The 19,790-nt window shown below is 71.4% G+C and carries 14 protein-coding genes; 8 read left to right on the top strand and 6 right to left on the bottom strand.

Features of this window, described 5'->3' with window-relative positions; translation table 11 throughout:
- Window positions 1–61: 61 nt before the first annotated feature.
- The 3 genes from CRP56_RS31985 to CRP56_RS31975 all read right to left on the bottom strand — a co-directional run bounded on the left by CRP56_RS31985 (window position 62) and on the right by CRP56_RS31975 (window position 2,293).
- Window positions 62–388 carry a nucleotide pyrophosphohydrolase gene (locus tag CRP56_RS31985; protein ID WP_097269864.1) on the bottom strand — a complete coding sequence of 109 codons (327 nt, stop codon included), beginning with the start codon at window positions 386–388 and terminating at the stop codon, window positions 62–64.
- Window positions 385–1,641 (bottom strand): AAA family ATPase, encoded by a 1,257-nt coding sequence (locus CRP56_RS31980; protein ID WP_257041284.1) that lies wholly within the window; start codon window positions 1,639–1,641, stop codon window positions 385–387. Before CRP56_RS31980 ends, CRP56_RS31985 begins: the two co-directional genes overlap by 4 nt.
- Before the next feature lie 262 nt (window positions 1,642–1,903).
- Window positions 1,904–2,293, bottom strand: coding sequence for a cell division protein SepF (locus tag CRP56_RS31975; RefSeq protein ID WP_101924600.1), 390 nt, complete (start codon window positions 2,291–2,293; stop codon window positions 1,904–1,906).
- 230 nt (window positions 2,294–2,523) lie between these two features.
- Between CRP56_RS31975 and CRP56_RS31970 the strand changes: the two genes are divergently transcribed.
- Together CRP56_RS31970 and CRP56_RS31965 are read left to right on the top strand one after the other, a co-directional pair.
- On the top strand, window positions 2,524–6,582 hold the full coding sequence (locus tag CRP56_RS31970) for a bifunctional nitrate reductase/sulfite reductase flavoprotein subunit alpha (protein ID WP_257041283.1): 4,059 nt from the start codon (window positions 2,524–2,526) through the stop codon (window positions 6,580–6,582).
- Between the two features lie 82 nt (window positions 6,583–6,664).
- Window positions 6,665–8,398 carry a hypothetical protein gene (locus CRP56_RS31965; protein ID WP_373559699.1) on the top strand — a complete coding sequence of 578 codons (1,734 nt, stop codon included), beginning with the start codon at window positions 6,665–6,667 and terminating at the stop codon, window positions 8,396–8,398.
- On the opposite strand, the gene CRP56_RS31960 is transcribed toward CRP56_RS31965, so the two are convergent.
- Complete coding sequence (locus tag CRP56_RS31960) at window positions 8,379–8,894, bottom strand: YceI family protein (protein ID WP_097269856.1); 516 nt, start codon at window positions 8,892–8,894, stop codon at window positions 8,379–8,381. The genes CRP56_RS31965 and CRP56_RS31960 overlap by 20 nt on opposite strands.
- A gap of 93 nt (window positions 8,895–8,987) precedes the next feature.
- Between CRP56_RS31960 and CRP56_RS31955 the strand changes: the two genes are divergently transcribed.
- The 6 genes from CRP56_RS31955 to CRP56_RS31930 all read left to right on the top strand — a co-directional run bounded on the left by CRP56_RS31955 (window position 8,988) and on the right by CRP56_RS31930 (window position 17,868).
- The gene (locus CRP56_RS31955; RefSeq protein ID WP_097269854.1) at window positions 8,988–9,500 is read left to right on the top strand and encodes a MarR family winged helix-turn-helix transcriptional regulator; all 513 of its coding nucleotides are present in this window, start codon (window positions 8,988–8,990) and stop codon (window positions 9,498–9,500) included.
- A 253-nt stretch (window positions 9,501–9,753) separates the two neighbouring features.
- Complete coding sequence (locus tag CRP56_RS31950) at window positions 9,754–12,825, top strand: FAD-binding and (Fe-S)-binding domain-containing protein (RefSeq protein ID WP_097274644.1); 3,072 nt, start codon at window positions 9,754–9,756, stop codon at window positions 12,823–12,825.
- A 160-nt stretch (window positions 12,826–12,985) separates the two neighbouring features.
- Window positions 12,986–13,423, top strand: a complete 438-nt coding sequence (locus tag CRP56_RS31945) for a Fur family transcriptional regulator (RefSeq protein WP_079309225.1) — start codon at window positions 12,986–12,988, stop codon at window positions 13,421–13,423.
- Between the two features lie 74 nt (window positions 13,424–13,497).
- Window positions 13,498–15,690, top strand: a complete 2,193-nt coding sequence (katG, locus tag CRP56_RS31940) for a catalase/peroxidase HPI (RefSeq protein WP_097269852.1) — start codon at window positions 13,498–13,500, stop codon at window positions 15,688–15,690.
- A 114-nt stretch (window positions 15,691–15,804) separates the two neighbouring features.
- Window positions 15,805–16,260 carry a MarR family winged helix-turn-helix transcriptional regulator gene (locus CRP56_RS31935; protein ID WP_097269850.1) on the top strand — a complete coding sequence of 152 codons (456 nt, stop codon included), beginning with the start codon at window positions 15,805–15,807 and terminating at the stop codon, window positions 16,258–16,260.
- A 33-nt stretch (window positions 16,261–16,293) separates the two neighbouring features.
- Window positions 16,294–17,868 (top strand): MFS transporter, encoded by a 1,575-nt coding sequence (locus CRP56_RS31930; RefSeq protein ID WP_097269848.1) that lies wholly within the window; start codon window positions 16,294–16,296, stop codon window positions 17,866–17,868.
- Between the two features lie 71 nt (window positions 17,869–17,939).
- Here the strand turns inward: CRP56_RS31930 and CRP56_RS31925 are convergent, their stop codons facing one another.
- Together CRP56_RS31925 and CRP56_RS31920 are read right to left on the bottom strand one after the other, a co-directional pair.
- A complete protein-coding gene (locus CRP56_RS31925; protein WP_179851170.1) occupies window positions 17,940–18,899 on the bottom strand; it encodes a D-2-hydroxyacid dehydrogenase family protein in 960 nt (319 codons plus the stop codon).
- 43 nt (window positions 18,900–18,942) lie between these two features.
- On the bottom strand, window positions 18,943–19,686 hold the full coding sequence (locus CRP56_RS31920; RefSeq protein ID WP_097269846.1) for a flavodoxin family protein: 744 nt from the start codon (window positions 19,684–19,686) through the stop codon (window positions 18,943–18,945).
- Between the last annotated feature and the right edge of the window lie 104 nt (window positions 19,687–19,790).

The following is a 19,790-nucleotide window of genomic DNA, read 5'->3' as shown; positions in this document are numbered from 1 at the left end:
AACGGACCGAGCGGCTCCTGGCGGCGCCCGTGCACACACCCTCGCGTCCGCTCCCACACCCTCACGGCGCCGGGAACCTCCGCTCATTGCGGTCGATCTTCGCGTCCAGCGCCGCCAGCGGATCGATCCCCAGCACCTCGCACAGTTGCAGCAGATACGCGAGAACGTCGGCGACCTCGTCCGTGACCCGGTGCGCGGTGTCGGCGTCGTCCATGACCCGCGCCGACTCCTCCGGCGTCAACCACTGGAAGATCTCCACCAGTTCGGAAGCCTCCACGCTGAGCGCGGCGACGAGGTTCTTGGGGGTGTGGTACGGCTGCCAGTTCCGCACGGCCGCGAACTCGGCCAACCTGCGCTGCAGCCCCGCCACATCGAGATGCTCTGTCACGGCTCCAGGTGTACCACCGTGACCCCGTCCGTCCCGGCGGCCCAGCGCGCGTCGGCCGTCGTCCCCAGCAACCGGATGTGCCCGCGTTCGCACATCCGGGCCGCCAGCCCCAGGAGTTCGGCCCGTTGCCGCGGGTCCAGTCGCCGGTCGACGTCGTCGGCGAGGACCGTCAGCGCCTGCATCGCCGCGGGCACCTCACCGGCCGGGTCGACCTCCAGCACCCCGGGCCCGGTGAACAGCACCAGGGCGAGGGCTAGATACCTCAACTCCCCGTCGCCCAGCCGCCCGAGCGCCGTACGCACGCCGTCGCCGCGGTCCAGCACCGCCCGCACCGTGCCGTCACCGAGCGGCTCGGCCAGCACGTCCGCCACCCATCCCGCGCAGCCCTCGCGCACGGCCGAGACGAACTGCGCATGCCGCCGACCGCACTCCGCGCGGGTGCGCCCCAGGACATCGGCGAGGTTGTCGCAGCCGCCCAGCAGCCGACCGGAGCCGATCGGGACGGGCAGCCGCATCCGGTCGGGGCGCGGATCACAGGCGAACACCGACCGCAGGGCGACCACCATCTGCTCGGCGGCGGCGAGCACCCGCCGCTGCCCGTCGGTCTTGCCCGCGACGCGTAACGGCAGCAGCGCGGTGCCGAGCCGGTCGTCGGGCAGCGGGGCCCGGGTCACCGGTGTGGTACCGGCGGTGTGCCAGGCGGCCTGCACGGCGCGGCGTGCGGGGTCGCGCAGCGCGGTCTCCAGCAGGACGAGGCCGCCGGACGTCAGCCGCTCGCCGACGATCCGCAGGTCGGGCTCGGCCTGGACGGCGACGTCGAGCCGTACCGGACCCTCGGGCCCGTCCGCCGTACAGCCGATCCGGAAGCCGCGCCGCCGCTGGGCGTCGGGCCGGGCCCGCTCCGGCACCCAGGCCCGCGGGTCGGCGAAGACCTCGCCGAGCTCGGCCCCGCCGCCGAGTCGGGCCAGCGCCTCGTACGCCCGCAGCGCGCTCGTCTTGCCGCTGCCGCTGGGGCCGGCGAGCAGGGTGAGCGGCCCCAGCGGGAAGGCGGCGCCGCGGTGGGAGGCGAAGGCGGAGAGCCGCAGCTCGGTGAGGTGGGGGCGGAGCAAGCGGGGGTCACCGGACGCCGGGAACGCCGAGGAGGCTTCCGCGTTCTTTGCCCGCCCCTGCGACGGCACCACGGGATCGGCGGACGCCACGGGACCGGACACCGACGGCACGGAACACGCTGAGAACACTGGGGACAGGGCCATATCCGGACGGTAGGACTCCGCCCCTGGCGGAACCGTTCCTCCCGGACACGCTTCCTACGATCGAGCGACGCCGGCACCGCCCCGGAGCACCTCGCTCACGCCTCCGCGCCTCAGCGGCCCGGAACGCCCCGCTCACACCCCGGTGCCCAGGTCGCCCCCGAGCACCCCACTCATGCCTCCGTGCCCCGGTCGCCCCGGAGCCCCCCGGTGCCCCGGTCACCCCGTCGCACCCCCGTACCCCAGTCGCCCCGGAGGGCCCCGCTCACACCCCCGAAGCCCCCGCCCCCTCCATCAACCCGCTCACCTCGGTGCCGGGCGGGGTCAGGAGGAACACGTTTCGGTCGACCCGGTGCATTCCGCTGGACAGGCCGAAGACGACGCCCGTACTGAAGTCGAGGACCCGCTTGGCGGTCTCGCCCTCCGCGCCGGTCAGGTCCAGCAGCACCGGAATGCCCGCCATGAGCGTCTCGGCGACCTCGCGGGCGTCCCCGAACACATTGACGCGGAGGACGACGAACCGGCGGCGCGGTTCCGTGGGCGCCTCCGGCATGGCCCGGTGGCCCACCGCGGACGGCCAGGCGTCCCGGCCCCGCAACGGAACGACCTGGGCGAGCCCTTCCCACTGTTCATCGGTGACGTCGTGGCTGTTCACCGGCTCCCCCCGAAATCGCTCGCCTTCATTGCCTGCACCAGCCAATTCTTACGCCAAGTCACCCGTTCGGCCCAACAGCGACACGGACCGCCACCGTCACACTCCCTCACATCGGCCCGCGGACCGCTGTGTGTCCGACGTAATCCCTCGTGATCAGGCCGTGTGACACCGGCGTAATGGGCGATTCGTACGCTCTCGGGCATGAGCAGTCCGCCGAGGAAGGGCAGCGTGTGACCCCCACCACCCCCACGTCCCAGGTCCGCTCGGTCTGCTCCTACTGCGGGGTGGGCTGCGGGATCGTGCTGGACATCGGGAGGGGGCCGGACGGCCGCCGTACCGTCCTGAAGGCCACCGGCGACAAGGCGCACCCGGCGAACGCGGGGCGGCTGTGCACCAAGGGCGCCACCACGGCCGAGATGCTCGCCGCGCCGGGCCGGCTGACCACCGCGCTGGTCAGGGACGAGCGGGGCGAGGAGCCGGTGCCCGCCCCGATGGCGGCCGCGGTCTCCGAGACCGCGCGCAGGCTCCGGCGGATCATCGACACGCACGGTCCGGACGCCGTCGCCTTCTATGTCTCCGGGCAGATGAGCCTGGAGGCTCAGTACCTGGCGAACAAGCTCGCCAAGGGGTTCGTGCGGACGAACCAGATCGAGTCGAACTCCCGGCTGTGCATGGCGAGCGCCGGGGCGGGTTACAAGCTGTCGCTGGGCGCCGACGGGCCGCCGGGGTCGTACGAGGACTTCGACCGGGCCGATGTCTTCCTCGTCATCGGCTCCAACATGGCCGACTGCCACCCGATCCTCTTCCTGCGGATGATGGAGCGGGTCAAGGCGGGCGCCAAGCTGATCGTCGTCGACCCGAGGCGTACCGCGACCGCGGCGAAGGCCGATCTGTTCCTCCAGGTCAAGCCGGGCACCGACCTCGCCCTCCTCAACGGTCTGCTGCACCTGCTGCTCGCGAACGGCGACACCGACCCCGACTTCATCGCCGCGCACACCGAGGGCTGGGACGGGATGCCCGAGTTCCTCGCCGACTACGCGCCACCGGCCGTCGCGGAGCTCACGGGCCTGGCCGAGGACGACCTGCGCACCGCCGCCCGGCTGATCGGCTCGGCCGGTGAGTGGATGAGCCTGTGGACCATGGGCCTCAACCAGTCCACGCACGGCACCTGGAACACCAACGCCCTGGTCAACCTGCACCTCGCCACCGGTGCCATCTGCCGTCCCGGTTCCGGCCCGTTCTCCCTCACCGGCCAGCCGAACGCGATGGGCGGCCGCGAGATGGGATACATGGGCCCGGGTCTCCCCGGCCAGCGGTCCGTCCTGGTCGACGCCGAGCGCGAGTTCATCGAGGACCTCTGGGAGCTGCCGCCGGGCACCGTCCGCAAGGACGGCGTCGGCAAGGGCACCATCGAGATGTTCCGGAAGATGGCCGACGGCGAGATCAAGGCCTGCTGGATCATCTGCACCAACCCGGTCGCCTCGGTCGCCAATCGCCGTACCGTCATCGAGGGCCTGGAGGCCGCCGAGTTCGTCGTCACGCAGGACGTGTTCACCGACACGGAGACCAACGCGTACGCCGACGTCGTCCTGCCCGGCGCGATGTGGACCGAGGGCGAGGGCGTCTTCGTCAACAGCGAGCGCACCCTCACCCTCACCGCCCCCGTCGCCGACCCGCCCGGCGAGGCGATGGCGGACTGGCGGATCATCGCGGCCGTCGCCCGGGAGATGGGGTACGAGAAGGGCTTCTCGTACGACAGCGCCGAGCAGGTCTTCGAGGAGATCCGCCGCGCCTGGAACCCCGTCACGGGCTGGGACCTGCGCGGGGTGACCTACGAGCGGCTGCGCTCCACCCCCGTCCAGTGGCCGGCCGCCGCCGAGGACGGCCCCGCCCGCAACCCGATCCGGTACGTCGAGAACGGCGAGCTCCGCTTCCCGACACCGACCGGCCGTGCCGTCTTCCACGCCCGCCCGCATCTCCCGCCCGCCGAGTTGCCGGACGACGACTTCCCCTTCGTGCTCAACACCGGCCGGGTGCAGCACCAGTGGCACACGCTGACCAAGACCGGCAAGGTCGCCAAGCTCAACAAGCTGAACCCCGGGCCGTTCGTGGAACTGCACCCCGAGGACGCGCGGGCGCTCGGCATCGCCGACGGCGACGGGGTGGAGGTGGCCTCGCGGCGCGGCCGGGCGGTGCTGCCCGCGGTGGTCACCGACCGGGTCCGGCCGGGGTGCGTGTTCGCGCCGTTCCACTGGAACGACCTGTTCGGCGAGTATCTGAGCGTCAACGCGGTGACCGGCGACGCCGTCGACCCGATCTCCTTCCAGCCCGAGTTCAAGGTGTGCGCGGTGGCACTGGCGAAGGTCCACGAGCCGACACCCGCGCCCCCTGCGGACGCCATCGCCCCGAGCCCCGTCACGCCGACCTCGGTCACCCCGGGCGCCGCCCCTGGTGCCGCCCCCTTCGGCCTGCCCCCCGCCCCACCACCCGTCCTCAGCGCACAGGAGCGCCTCTACCTCACCGGCTTCCTCGCGGGCATCGGCTCCGGCGCCCCCGGCGTCCCCGTGCTCCCGCCGGACGCGCCCTTCAGCCCGGACCACGCGCTGTGGGTGAACGGCGTCCTCGCCGGCATGTACTCACGCGCGACGCCGGCACCCCGGGAGCAGCCCCAGGACCCGCGTCCCGGCCGGGAGATCGTCGTGCTGTGGGCCTCGCAGACCGGCACCGCGGAGGACTTCGCCGGCGCGATCGCCGACCGGCTCGCCGCGAGCGGCCACCGGGCCACCCTCGTCGGCATGGCCGACGCCGACCCCGGCACCCTGCCGAAGGGCGCCGATCTGCTGCTCGTCACCAGCACCTTCGGCGACGGCGACGCCCCCGACAACGGCTCCGGCTTCTGGGAGTCGCTGACCGCCGAGCAGGCCCCGCGCCTGGACGGCGTCCGGTACTCGGTGCTGGCGTTCGGCGACTCGTCGTACGACGACTTCTGCGGCCACGGCCGCCGCCTGGACGCCCGCCTGGACGAGTTGGGCGCGGTCCGTCTCGCCCCGCGCACGGACTGCGAACCGGACTACGAGCCGACCGCGGACGCCTGGCTGGACCAGGTGCTGTCCGCGCTGGGCACCACCGAGGCACCACAGCAGGCGCCTCCGCGACCGAAGACACGCACGGCCAGGCCCGCCCCCACCACGGCCCGCCTGGTCGGCAACCGGCTGCTGAGCCTGCCCGGCGCGGGCAAGGAGGTACGGCGGTTCACCTTCGACACGAGCGGCACACCCCTCACCTACGAGGCGGGCGACGCACTCGGCGTCCGTCCGGTCAACTCCCCGGCCCTGGCGGAGGAATGGCTGGCGACGACCGGAGTCGACGGCTCAACCCCCGTATCCGTCCCGGGAGTCGGCGAACTCCCCTTCGCCGAGGCCCTGCACCGCCACCTGGACATCACCCGCATCACTCCCGACTTCCTCCGCTTCGTCGCCGAACACACCCGTGACGACCGGGAGTTGCGCCACCTGCTGCGCCCGGACAACAAGGACGGTCTGGCGCAGTGGAGTTGGGGACGTCAGGCAGTCGACGTCCTGGCCGAGCACCCGGTCCGCGCGAGCGCGGCCGACTGGGCGACGGTGCTCAAGAAACTCCAGCCCCGTCTGTACTCCATATCGTCGAGCCCGCTGGCCGACCCGCACCTGGTCTCACTCACGGTCTCCGTGGTCCGGTACGAGAACCTGCACGGCACACCGCGCGGCGGGGTCTGCTCGCCGTTCCTCGCGGACGCGGCCCCCGGCACGGAGGTACCGGTCTTCGTGCAGTCCTCCCCGCACTTCCGTCCGCCCGCGGACGCGACGACGCCCATGATCATGGTGGGCCCCGGCACCGGCGTCGCCCCCTTCGTGGGCTTCCTCCAGGAGCGCCGCGCGCTCGGCCACCGTGCCCCCAACTGGCTGTTCTTCGGCGAACAGCACCGCGCCAGCGACTTCTACTACGAGGACGAGCTGACCGAGCTCCTGGCCGAGGGCACCCTCGCCCGCCTCGACACCGCCTTCTCCCGCGACCAGCGCCAGAAGGTGTACGTCCAGGACCGGATGCGCGAACACGGCCCCGAGCTGTGGCGGTGGCTCCAGGACGGCGCCCACCTCTACGTCTGCGGCGACGCCTCCCGGATGGCGAAGGACGTGGACCGGGCCCTCAGGGACATCGCGGCCGCACACGGCGGCCTGACCGAGGACGAGGCGACGGCGTACGTGAAGCAGCTCGCCGCTGCCAAGCGATATGTACGAGATGTCTACTGACCACACTTTTTTACCGATCTCACACCGGACTCTTCACCTCCACCACCACCCACCTCACCGGGCCCGATTACGTTCTCGTGCCGTGCACTTGGCAGACACGAAGCCGTTGACACCCGGCCGGCGGACGCAGTCGGCGGTGTCCGCCGCCCCGGAACACCCGGCGTCAGACCCTCCGGCGCAATGGCACCGCGTCCTCACCCTCCTCGCCGACATCAGCCTGTTCATCGGCACGCGCGCGGTGTGGACACAGGCCGCCTCGCACCGCCCGGCGGTGGCCGCGGTCATCTCGGTCTGCTACGCCTCGATCCTGATCTGCGGCGTCCTGGCCCTGACGGTCCGCCGCCACCGTTCCCTGGCCCGCCTGGACCTGCTGATCCTGCTGACGGCGGTGACCCTGACGCTGTGCGCCTGGGTGCTGCTCCACCAGGGCAGCGACGAGGCCCAGTTGACGACCCAGGCGGCCAAGGAACTGGCGGCGGGCCATCCGGTGTACGGCAGGCCGTGGCCCTGGCTGTTCGACCACACGGTCGCCCTCACCCCCACGGTCACCGGCACCTACGACCTCACGTACGGCTACCCGCCGCTCGCCCCGCTCCTGACCGCGCCCCTGCTGGGGCTGGGCCACGGCGCGGCCCCGGCGACGGCGGTCAGCACAGGGGCACTGGTCATCGGCGCCGTGCTGCTGTGGCGCATGCTGCCGACCCCTTGGCGCCCGGCGGCGACCATGGTCTTCCTGGGCTTCGGCTTCCTCCCCCAGTACGCGAGGCTCGGTTACCCGGCGATCGTGGCCCTGGCCCTGCTGGTCCCGGTGGTGGTGGCCTGGCCGCGGATCGGACAGGGCGACCGCCTGGGCGCGTCCGGCCTGGCACGGGCCGCCTGCCTCGGCGCGGCCTGCGCGGCACAGCAACTCCCGTGGTTCCTGGCCCCGTTCCTGCTGGCCGGCCTCTACGCCGTACGCCGCGGCGAACTGGGCCCCCGCCGGGCGGCCCTGCTCCTCCTCCGCTTCACCGGCACCGCGGCCCTCGCATGGCTCCTGCTCAACACGTACTTCATCGTGAGCGAACCGGCCGCCTGGCTCCACGGCATCGCCCTCCCCCTCACGCAGGGAGCGGTGCTGCACGGCCAGGGCCTGGTGGACGTGTCCCTGTACCTCACGAACGGCAGCGACCGTCTCGACTGGTACTCCCACGCGAGCCTGCTGCTGGCGGCGGGCCTCTTCACCGTCTTCGTGCTCTTCGTCCGCCGCCTCGGCCCCACGGCGACGGTCCTGCCCTGGTGCGCCTTCTTCCTGGCGACGCGCTCGCAGGACGGGTACTACCTGATGATGACACCCCTGTGGCTGGCCTCAGCGATCACGGCACCGACGTCGGAGTTCGCGCAGGCCTGGCAGCCACGCCTGGGCACCCGCCGCACCCGGATCACCCTCGCCGCCCTGGCCCTCACTCCGGCCCTGCTGGCCGCCACGCTCGCGGCCACGGGCGAACCACCCCTCCGCATGCAGGTCACGGCCCTGCACCGCTCCCGCCCGGTCACCGCCTCCCGCCTGCACGTGACGGTCACGAACACGTCCGGGACCGCCCTCACCCCCCACTTCATGCTCACCACGGGCCAGGGAATGAGCCGCTACTGGCGCATCGTCCACGGCCCGAAGAGCCTCCCGCCGCACACCACGGCGAGCTACGACCTCGGGCCGCCCACCATCCCGTACGGCGGCCGGTACGTCATCCCCAGGGCCGGCGCGCATCTACGCCTGCGCGCCTTCACCTCCACCCCCCAGACCCTGTCGACCACCTACGTCAGCCTGCCGTCCTGGTGAACCGGAGCGTCGCGGACACCGTCGTGAGGCCGCGGATCATGCCCAGCTGGTTCCAGCCCATGCCGAACTGCTCCCGGTCCACGGAGAACTCGGCGTCCAGCGTGAGCGCGTCGGCGTCGGCGCCCACGAGCCGGGCGGTGAAGGACTGGGGACGGCTGATGCCGCGCACGGTCAGCTGACCGATCACATGAACCTTCTCCCCGTCACGCAACTCGGCGCTGCGCACGGCGAAGGTGATCTCGGGGTGGTTGTCGGCGTCGAAGAAGTCGGCGCCCTTCAGGTGTGCGTCCCGCTTGGCGTTCTTGGTGTCCAGGGCGGCGACGTCCAGCGTCAGGGTGCCCACGGCGGACCCGTCGGCCCTCACCTCACCCTGCCCGTTCACGGCACCGAAGGTGCCCTTGACGGTCACCAGGTTCCACATGGTCTTGTGCTTGATCCCGACGGTCGAGGCGGCGGCGTCGAGCTGCCAGGTCCCGGTCTCCACGGCAACGGTCATGGTTTTTCCTCCTGCGATCCTGTAGTCCAAATTTGGATGACAGAGTCACCGTAGTCGCTATTCCAAAATTGAACAACAGATACACTGGAACCCATGGCCGCCGACTCCACCACCCCCTCCGACCACTCCGACTGCCCCTCCTCCACAGGCGACGGACTGCTCCCCCCGGAGCTGCACGCCTGGATGCTGATGCTGGCCGCGACCGGGGCCGTCGAGCAGGAGCTGCGTTCCGTGGTCAAGGCGCGGCTGGACGTCTCCCACGACGAGTTCCTGATCCTGTGCCTGCTGGCCGGACACCCCGGCGAGGCCCTGCGCATGACCCGCATCGCCGAGCTCCTGGGCCGCCCCAAGACCCGCCTCACCTACCAGATCGCCTGCCTCCAGCACGCGGGCCTGGTCACCCGCCAGTCCGTCTGCGGCGACAAGCGGGGGGTCGAGGTCGCCCTGACCGAGAAGGCCCGGGGCCTCCTGAAAGACGCCTCCACCACCCTCGCCGAGACGGTGAAGGACGGCCTGGCCCGCTTCATAGGCCCGGCCCAGTGCGAGGCGATGCGCGCACTGATGCCGCAGGCAACAACGGAGCACCCGGTCACGCCGGACGCGTAGAGAACCCCTGCGCCCGATCCCACAGCACAGGCCCACCAAGGCTCACTGTCTGCGGGCCACCGGCCGGGAGGGAGCCGAAGGGCGCGCCGGTGTCGAGACGGCGAACGCGCGGAGGCCCGAAGGGCCGAGCACGATCGCCGTCTCGACACCGGCTGAAAGCGCCCGTAGGCGACCGACCCGGATATTCAGCACGCCAGCTGCAGGAGGCACCTTCTCAGCGCACCGAACTGCAGGAGTGGGTACCCGGCCGTACATGCCCACCCTCGAATCAACCCTCCGCCACCGCATAAACGGCGAGGTCCGCTTCGACGCCGGGTCGCGGGCCGCCTACTCCACCGACGCCTCCAACTTCCGCCAGACCCCGATCGGCGTCGTGGTCCCCCGTACCCCCGAGGCCGCCGCCGAGGCCGTGGCCGTCGCCCGCGAGTACGACGCCCCCGTGCTCTCCCGCGGCGGCGGGACGAGCCTCGCCGGCCAGTGCACGAACACCGCGATCGTCATCGACTGGTCGAAGTACTGCCATCGCATCGAATCCGTAGACCCCAGAACCCGCACCTGCATCGTCCAACCCGGCATAGTCCTGGACGAGCTCAACCGCCAACTGGCGCCCACCGGCCTCCGCTTCGGCCCGGAGCCCGCCACGCACGCCAACTGCACGATCGGCGGCATGATCGGCAACAACTCCTGCGGCGCCACGGCCCAGGCGTACGGCAAGGTCGTGGACAACATCGTCCGCCTCGAAGTGCTGCTCTACGACGGCACCCGGTTCTGGTGCGGGGCGACCAGCGACGACGAGTACGCGGCCATCGAGCGCCAGGGTGACCTCCGCGCCACCCTCTACCGGCGCCTGCGGGCCCTTCGTGACACGCACGCCGACGAGATCCGCCGCCGCTTCCCGGACATCCCCCGCCGTGTCTCCGGCTACAACCTGGACTCCCTCCTCCCCGAGCACGGCTTCGACGTCGCCGGCCTGCTCGTCGGCAGCGAGTCGACGCTGGTGACCGTCCTGCGCGCCGAACTCGAACTGGTACCGGTCGTCAAAGAGCAGACACTCGTCGTGCTCGGCTTCCCGGACATCGAGGCGGCCGCCGACGCCGTACCGGAGATCCTGCCGTACGAGCCGCTCGCCCTGGAGGGTGTCGACTCGCTGCTGATCCGGGACGAGCGGATCAAGCGGCTCAACCCGAAGGCGCGCGCCGAACTCCCGGAGGGCGACGCCTATTTGATGGTCCAGTTCGGCGGGGAGACGGCCGAGGAGGCCGACGAGCACGCGCACCGGATGCTGGACGGGCTGCACGAGTCCGAGCACGACCCGACGGTCGCCTTCTTCGACGACCCTTCCCGCGAAGCGGAGTTGTGGCAGGTCCGCGAGGCCGGCCTCGGCGCGACCGCGCACATCCCGGGCCACCCCGACACCTTCGAGGGCTGGGAGGACTCGGCGGTCCCGCCGGACCGGCTCGGCGACTATCTGCGTCGACTGCGGGGCCTGTACGCGGAGTTCGGGTATCTGAGCGACACCGGCCCGAGCCTGTACGGCCATTTCGGGCAGGGCTGCGTGCACACCCGCATCCCCTTCGACCTGTACTCCGCGGACGGGGTGGCCGCCTACCGCAGGTTCATGGAACGGGCGGCCGATCTGGTGGCGGAGTTCGGCGGTTCGTTCTCCGGCGAGCACGGCGACGGGCAGAGCCGGGGCGAGCTGCTGCCCCGGATGTTCGGGGACCAACTGGTCGGTGCCTTCAACGAGTTGAAGGGCGCCTTCGACCCGCTCAACCGGATGAACCCCGGGAAGGTCGTGGCCCCGTACCGCCTCGACGAGAACCTCCGTCTCGGCGCCGACTGGGCGCCGTACGCTCCCCGGGACCTGCACTTCGCATTCGCGGACGACGGCGGCTCGTTCGCCCAGGCGGCCAACCGCTGTGTGGGCGTGGGCAAATGCCGCCAACTCACCACCGACGACTCGGTGATGTGCCCGTCGTACCAGGTCACGCGGGAGGAGGAGCACTCCACGCGCGGCCGGGCGCGGCTGCTGTTCGAGATGCTCGACGGTCATGGCGACAGCGCGGTCCAGGACGGCTGGCGTTCGCAGGCGGTGCACGACGCGCTCGACCTGTGTCTGGCCTGCAAGGGCTGCAAGCGGGACTGTCCGGCCGACGTCGACATGGCGACGTACAAGGCGGAGTTCCTGTCCCACCACTACGAGGGCCGCTGGTGGCGGCGTCCGCGCGCGCATCTGTCGATGGGCTGGCTGCCGCTGCTCGCACAGGCCGTGGGCCGCTCGCGCGTGGCCCCGGCCGTGAACGCCCTCACCCACACACCGCTCCTCTCGCGTGCGGCGGTCGCCGCGGCCGGTGTCGAGAACCGTGAGATCCCGCTGTTCGCCTCCGAGACGCTCCAGCAGTGGTTCGCGCGCCATGAGCCGTACGGCGACGGCGCGCGCGGAAGTGTCCTGCTGTGGCCGGACACCTTCACCAACCACTTCCATCCGCACGTCGGCCGGGCCGCCGTGGCCCTGCTGGAACACGCGGGCTGGCGCGTGGAGTTGCCCACCGAGCCGCTGTGCTGCGGGCTGACGTGGATCTCCACCGGGCAACTCGGCGTCGCCGAGCGGGTGTTGGGTCGTACCGTACGGCACCTCGCGCCGCATGTGCGGGACGGTGGGCGGGTGGTCGTGCTCGAACCGAGCTGCGCGGCGGTGTTCCGCTCGGACGCGCACGACCTGTTCCCCGGCGACCGGGACGTACGGCGGCTGCGCGACCAGACGGTGACGCTCGCGGAGCTGCTGACCGAGCACTCCCCCGGCTACGAGCCCCCGCAGGTCCCGGAGCGTTCCGCGCACGCCCTGGCGCAGGTGCACTGCCACCAGCACGCGGTCCTCGGCTGGGACGCCGACGCCGAGCTGCTGCGCCGCGCCGGCGTCGACGCCGAGCGGCTGGACTCCGGGTGCTGCGGGCTGGCCGGGAACTTCGGCTTCGAGCGGGGGCATCTCGACGTCAGCGAGGCGTGCGCGGAACGCGTCCTGCTGCCGAGACTGCGGGACGCGGCACCGGAGACGGTGGTGCTGGCCGACGGCTTCAGCTGCCGCACCCAGGTGGCCGAGTTCGACAGCGGCGGCCACGAGGGCGTCCACCTGGCGGAGCTGCTGGCGGTGGGCCTCCCGGGCGGGGACGGTGCCACGTACGGCAGCGCATACGGAGTGGCCCCGGACACCCGCCCGGCCCCTCCGGGCCGCGGAGTCCAGGCCCTCGCCTGGGCGGGGAGCGGATTGGCCGCGGCGGGGGTGCTGGGGGCGGCGCTGGGGGTGAGGCGCGCGATACGGCGGTGAGGGCGCGGCCGATCTCCCCCACCGCACCAGGGCCGCGAGCAACACACCCCGGCGCATCCCAGTGACCCCAAGGGTTTTCCTGCGATCAAGGTGCGCGCCATCAAACTGGGAGGATTCCTTTTCTTGAACTATTCGTGTTTACGGGGGTAGGTTGTCCCGCATGACTGCACCCCAGCCCCCGACTCCCGCCGATGAGCTGCGCGGTGCCGGCCTGCGGGTGACGGCCGCCCGGGTCGCCCTGCTGGAGACCGTCCGCGCCGGGGACCACCTCGGTGTCGAGATGATCGCCGAGGGGGTGCGCGACCGGGTCGGCCACATATCGCTTCAGGCCGTGTACGACGCGCTCCACGCGCTGACCACGGCCGGACTCGTCCGCCGTATCGAGCCGCCGGGCAGCCCGGCCCGGTTCGAGGGTCGCGTCGGCGACAACCACCACCACCTGGTGTGCCGTTCGTGCGGTGTCGTCGTCGACGTCGACTGCGCGGTCGGTCACGCCCCCTGTCTGACCGCACAGGACGACCGCGGCTTCACGGTCGACGAGGCCGAGGTCATCTACTGGGGCCTGTGCCCCGCCTGTTCGTCCACCAGCAGTTCCTGACGACCACCAGCAGTTCCTGAAGACCACGCAGTCCCTGAGCTCCAACGATCCGCCCCGTCCGGAAGGATTCCCCCATGTCTGAGAGCAACGCCGCCCCCGAGGGCAAGTGCCCCGTGGCGCACGACCGCGCCCTGCACCCCACCCAGGGCGGTGGCAACCGCCAGTGGTGGCCGGAGCGGCTCAACCTGAAGATCCTGGCCAAGAACCCCGCCGTGGCGAACCCGCTCGGTGAGGAGTTCGACTACGCGGCGGCGTTCGAGTCCCTGGACCTCGCGGCCGTGAAGCAGGACATCGCCGAGGTCCTGACGGACTCCAAGGACTGGTGGCCGGCCGACTTCGGGCACTACGGCCCGTTCATGATCCGTATGGCCTGGCACAGCGCGGGCACCTACCGCATCAGCGACGGCCGCGGCGGCGCCGGCGCCGGCCAGCAGCGCTTCGCCCCGCTGAACAGCTGGCCGGACAACGGCAACCTGGACAAGGCCCGCCGTCTGCTGTGGCCGGTGAAGAAGAAGTACGGCCAGAGCCTGTCCTGGGCCGACCTGATGATCCTCGCCGGCAATGTGGCGCTGGAGTCCATGGGCTTCGAGACCTTCGGCTTCGGCGGCGGCCGCGAGGACGTCTGGGAGTCGGAGGAGGACGTCTACTGGGGTCCCGAGAAGGTCTGGCTCGACGACCAGCGCTACACGGGCGACCGTGAGCTGGAGAGCCCGCTCGGCGCGGTCCAGATGGGTCTGATCTACGTCAACCCCGAGGGCCCCAACGGCAACCCGGACCCGGTCGCCGCGGCTCGCGACATCCGTGAGACCTTCCGCCGGATGGCGATGAACGACGAGGAGACCGTCGCCCTCATCGCCGGTGGCCACACCTTCGGCAAGACCCACGGCGCCGGCCCCGCCGACAACGTGGGCGCCGACCCCGAGGCCGCCCCGATCGAGGCCCAGGGCCTCGGCTGGAAGAGCACCTACGGCACCGGCAAGGGCGGCGACGCGATCACGTCCGGCCTGGAGGTCACCTGGACCGCCACGCCGACCCAGTGGAGCAACGGGTTCTTCAAGAACCTCTTCGAGTACGAGTACGAGCTGACGACCAGCCCGGCCGGCGCCCACCAGTGGGTCGCCAAGAACGCCGAGGCGATCATCCCCGACGCCCACGACGCGTCGAAGAAGAAGCTCCCGACGATGCTCACCACCGACCTGTCGCTGCGCTTCGACCCGGTCTACGAGCAGATCTCGCGCCGCTTCTACGAGAACCCCGACCAGTTCGCGGACGCCTTCGCCCGCGCCTGGTACAAGCTGACCCACCGTGACATGGGCCCGAAGTCGCTGTACCTCGGCCCGGAGGTCCCGGCGGAGACCCTGCTGTGGCAGGACCCGCTGCCGGAGGCCGAGGGCGAGCCCATCGACGCCGCCGACGTCGCGGCGCTCAAGGCCAAGCTGCTCGACTCGGGTCTGTCGGTCTCGCAGCTGGTGTCCACCGCGTGGGCGTCGGCCTCGACGTACCGCAACAGCGACAAGCGCGGCGGCGCCAACGGTGCCCGTATCCGCCTCCAGCCGCAGGCCGGCTGGGAGGTCAACGAGCCCGACGAGCTGGCCCAGGTGCTGCGCGTCCTGGAGGGCGTCCAGGCCGGGTTCAACACCGGTGCCAAGAAGGTCTCCCTCGCCGACCTGATCGTCCTCGGCGGTGCCGCCGCCGTGGAGAAGGCCGCCAAGGACGCCGGGTTCGACATCGAGGTGCCGTTCGCCCCGGGCCGTGTGGACGCCACGGAGGAGCACACGGACGCGGAGTCCTTCGCCGCGCTCGAGCCCACCGCCGACGGCTTCCGCAACTACCTGGGCAAGGGCAACCGCCTGCCGGCCGAGTACCTGCTGCTCGACAGGGCCAACCTGCTGGGCCTGAGCGCCCCCGAGCTGACCGCCCTCGTCGGTGGTCTGCGCGTCCTGGGCGCCAACTACCAGAACACCGCGCACGGCGTCTTCACGAAGACCCCGGGCAAGCTGACGAACGACTTCTTCGTCAACCTGCTCGACCTGGGCCAGACCTGGACCGCCGTGTCGGAGGACCAGACGGTCTTCGAGTCCCGCGACGACGCCACCGGCGAGGTCAGGTGGACCGGCACCCGTGCCGACCTGGTCTTCGGCTCGAACTCCGAGCTGCGGGCGCTGGCCGAGGTGTACGCGAGCGACGACGCCAAGGAGAAGTTCGTGAAGGACTTCGTGGCGGCGTGGGTCAAGGTCTCCAACGCGGACCGCTTCGACCTGGTCTGAGCCTTCTGACTCCATGAGTCCGTGTGGGGCGATCCTCAGGGGTCGCCCCACACGCGTGCCCGAGGGCGATTACCTATGTTGACATAGGTATCTGTCCATATCTATTCTCCTCGTATGCGCCAGGACATCGACCACGTGGCCGCAGGCCTCGCGGCGTGCCTGCCCGCCCTCTACCGGGCCCTGGACCGCCAGGTCGACCAGGACTTCCCGCACCCCAAGCCCCCCGAGGCCCAGCTCGCGCTGCTGCGCCATGTCGAGGCGCACGAGGGCGTGACCGTACGCGAGACCGCGGACGCCCTGCTGATGAAGCCGAACAACGTCAGCGCGCTCGTCACGCAGATGACCGAGCAGGGCATGCTGGAGCGCCGGCCGGACCCAGCCGACAAGCGGGTCGCGCATCTGCATCTCACCCCGACCTCCCGGCAGCGGCTGGCCGAGGTCAACCGGCTGAAGGGCGCCCATCTCACGCGCGCCCTGCGTGCCCTCACCGACGGCGAACTGGAGGCCCTCGGCTCGGCGTTGGGGGCACTGGAGTCGCTCAGCGGACAGCTCCACACCCACGCCCGCTGATCACTCCCGCCCTCACGAAGGACAGGCACAGCCATGCCCTCCGACACCATGACCACTTCCATGGACGCCCCCACCGCCACGACGCCGGGCGGCCCGCGCGCCAACCCCTGGCTGACCCTCATAGCCGTCGCCTTCGGCCTCTTCATGGTCGGCCTCGACGGTTCGGTCGTCTCGATCGCCAACCCGGAGATCGGCCGGGATCTGGGCGCCTCCACGGCCGACCTCCAGTGGGTCACCAACTCCTATCTGCTGGCGCTCGCCGCGGCCCTGATCCTGGGCGGCAAGCTCGGCGACCGCTTCGGCCGCCGCACCTTCTACCTGATCGGCGTCGCGGGCTTCACCGCCGCGTCCGTCGCGATCGGCCTGTCCGGCTCGATCACCGGCGTCATCGTCTTCCGCGCCTTCCAGGGCTTCTTCGGCGCGCTGCTGATGCCGAACACCCTGGGCATGCTGCGCGCGGTGTTCCCGCCGAAGAAGTTCGGCATGGCGGTCGGCATCTGGGCGATGGTCTCCTCGGTGTCGACGGCGCTCGGCCCCATCGTCGGCGGCCTGCTCGTCCAGCACGTCAACTGGGAGTCGGTGTTCTACATCAACGCCCCGATCGGCGTGGTGGCGATCGTCTACAGCGCGGCGGTCCTGCCGCAGAGCCGCAACTCCGCTGCCGCGGACGAGAAGTTCGACATCGTCGGTGTCGCCCTCCTCGCGCTGGGCCTGCTCGCCGTCGTGTTCGGCGTCGTCAAGGGCGAGACGTGGGGCTGGACTTCGGGCGGCACGCTGGGCGCGATGGCGGCGGGCGTGCTGCTCCTGCTGCTCTTCGGCTGGTACGAGACCCGGGTGGCGTCCCCGCTGCTGCCGATGCGGCTGTTCCGCAACCCGGCGCTGACGATCGGCACGGTCATCACCGCGCTGAACTTCTTCGTGCTGCTCGGTGTGATCTTCTTCGTGATGCTGTACCTGCAGAACGTGCGCGGGTTCTCCCCCGTGGAGGCCGGTGTCCGCACCCTGCCGCTGAGCCTGGCCTCGGTCGTGGCGTCCCCGCTGGGCGCGGCGCTCACCGACCGCTTCGGCCCGCGTCTGACGATGCCGCTGGGCATGGCCCTCCAGGCGATCGCCTGCTTCACGATGCTGAGTTGGGGCGCGGACTCGTCGTACACCACCATGTGGCCGCCGTTCATCGCGCTCGGCCTGGGCGTCGGCATGGTGATGGCGTCCTCCTCCGACGCGATCGTCGGGAACGCGCCGGTGAAGGACGGTGGCGTGGCCGGCGGCCTCCAGGCGACCGCGCTCCAGATCGGCGGCGCGCTCGGTACGTCCGTGCTGGTCTCCCTCATCACCAGCCGCGTCGGCGCCACGCTGACGGACGAACTGACCTCCGTCGGCGTCCCCGCCGACGCGGCGAACGGCCTCGCCGAGGCGAAGGACGCGGTGGCCATGGGCGCGGCCCCCGTCTCCGCCGAGATGCCGACGCACCTCAAGTCGGCGGTCGCCGAGGCCGGCCACCAGGCCTTCATGAACGGCGTGCACACGTCGGTACTGGTCGCGGGAGTGCTGTGCGTACTGGGGGCACTGCTGGCGGCGACGGGGGTACGACGGGCGCCTGGGCGGTAGTTCAGGGCGCGTGGGGGTGGGGGTACGTCGGGGCGGCTCGGGCGCTGGTTCGAGGCGCGAAGGGGCGGGCGCTAGTTCAAGACTCTCACCAGGCTGCCATCCAGGTACGCGGCGATGTCCTCCACCGCTTCCCGGTAATACGTACGGTAGTTGCGCTCGGTGACATAGCCGAGGTGGGGCGTGGCCAGCACGTTCGGGAGGGTGCGCAGGGGGTCGTCGGCGGGCAGCGGCTCGGTGTCGAAGACGTCGAGGCCGGCGCCGGCGATCCAGCCCTCGCGCAGCGCCCGCAGGAGCGCGTCCCGGTCGACGATCGCCGCGCGGGAGGTGTTGACCAGGAACGCGTGCGGGCGCATGGCACGCAGTTCCGGCTCGCCGAGCAGGCCGCGGGTGCGGTCGGACAGCACGAGGTGGACGGAGACGAAGTCGCTGCACCGCAGCAAGTCCTCCTTGCTGTCGGCGAGTTGGACCCCTTCCTCCGCGGCCCGCTCGGCGGTGAGGTGCCGGCTCCACGCCACTACCTCCATTCCGAAGGCGGCGGCCACCCTGGCAACCCGGCTGCCGATCTTGCCGAGCCCGAGCAGGCCGAGGGTGCGGCCGTGCAGGTCCTGCCCGACGGTGGACTGCCACGGCCCACCGTCGCGCAGGGCGCGGCTCTCGGTGGTGACGTGCCGGGCGAGGCCGAGCAGGAGCGCCCAGGTGAGCTCGACGGGCGGGGTCGAACTGCTCGCCGTACCGCAGACGGTGACGCCCTGGGCCGTGGCCGCGGCGAGGTCGATGGAGGCGTTGCGCATCCCGGTGGTCACCAGCAGCCGCAGCTTCGGCAGCCGGCTCAGCAGGTCGGCGTCGAACGGGGTGCGCTCCCGCATGGCGACGACGATCTCGCAGTCGGCGAGCTCGGCGACCAACTTGTCCCGGTCGGCGATGTGTTCTCGGAACGCCCGCACCTCGACCCGGCCGTCGAGGCCGCTCCAGTCGGCCAGGGTGAGGGCGGCGCCCTGGTAATCGTCCAGCACAGCGCAGTAAACGGTCATGCGGACCATTCTGCCGCTCCGTGATCACCGACGACCGGGGGCCTCAACGATGCTCGGGATTCTCCGCCCCCGGCCGGCACCCGGCGTCCCACTGCGACCGCTGGTTGCCGTACGCGGGAACGCCCCCGGCCCGCTTCAGCAGCGCGGCGAGGTGCATGAGGTTCCAGGTCATGAACGAGGTGTTGCGGTTGGTGAAGTCGTTCTCCGGGCCGCCCGAACCGGCGTCGAGATACGACGGCCCGGGTCCCGCGGGACCGATCCAGCCGGCGTCGGCCTGCGGCGGGATCGTGTAGCCGAGGTGCTGGAGGCTGTAGAGGACGTTCATCGCGCAGTGCTTGACGCCGTCCTCGTTGCCGGTGATGAGACAGCCGCCGACGCGGCCGTAATAGGCGTACTGCCCTTGTGGGTTGAGCAGTGCGGAACAGGCGTAGAGCCGCTCGATGACCCTCTTCGTCACCGAGCTGTTGTCGCCGAGCCAGATCGGCCCGGCGATGACCAGGATGTCCGCGGCCATCACCCGCTCGTACAGCGCGGGCCACTCGTCGACGGCGAAGCCGTGCTCGGTCATGTCCGGATAGACGCCGGGCGCGATGTCATGGTCGACGGCTCGGATCTCGGACGTGGTGACCCCGCGCGCCATCATGATCTCCGCGCTCTTGTCGATCAGCCCTTGGGTGTGGCTGAGCTGCGGGGACGGCTTGAGGGTGCAGTTGATGTAGAGGGCGGTCAGGTCGTCGAACCGATACGTGGCGTCGGCCGATGACGGGGCTGCGGATTCGGCTGTCATGTGGGCAGCGTCTCGCGCAGCCCCCGTTTTGTCCCGGTCCGGCACGCGACCCCAGCCACCTGGCACACGACCGGCCCCTGCACGCGGCACGCTGCCGCCGGCTC

It is taken from the genome of Streptomyces sp. TLI_55 (genome assembly GCF_900206255.1).
In the GTDB taxonomy this organism is placed as follows: domain Bacteria; phylum Actinomycetota; class Actinomycetes; order Streptomycetales; family Streptomycetaceae; genus Streptomyces; species Streptomyces aquilus.
This window is presented reverse-complemented; position numbering and strand designations above follow the sequence as displayed.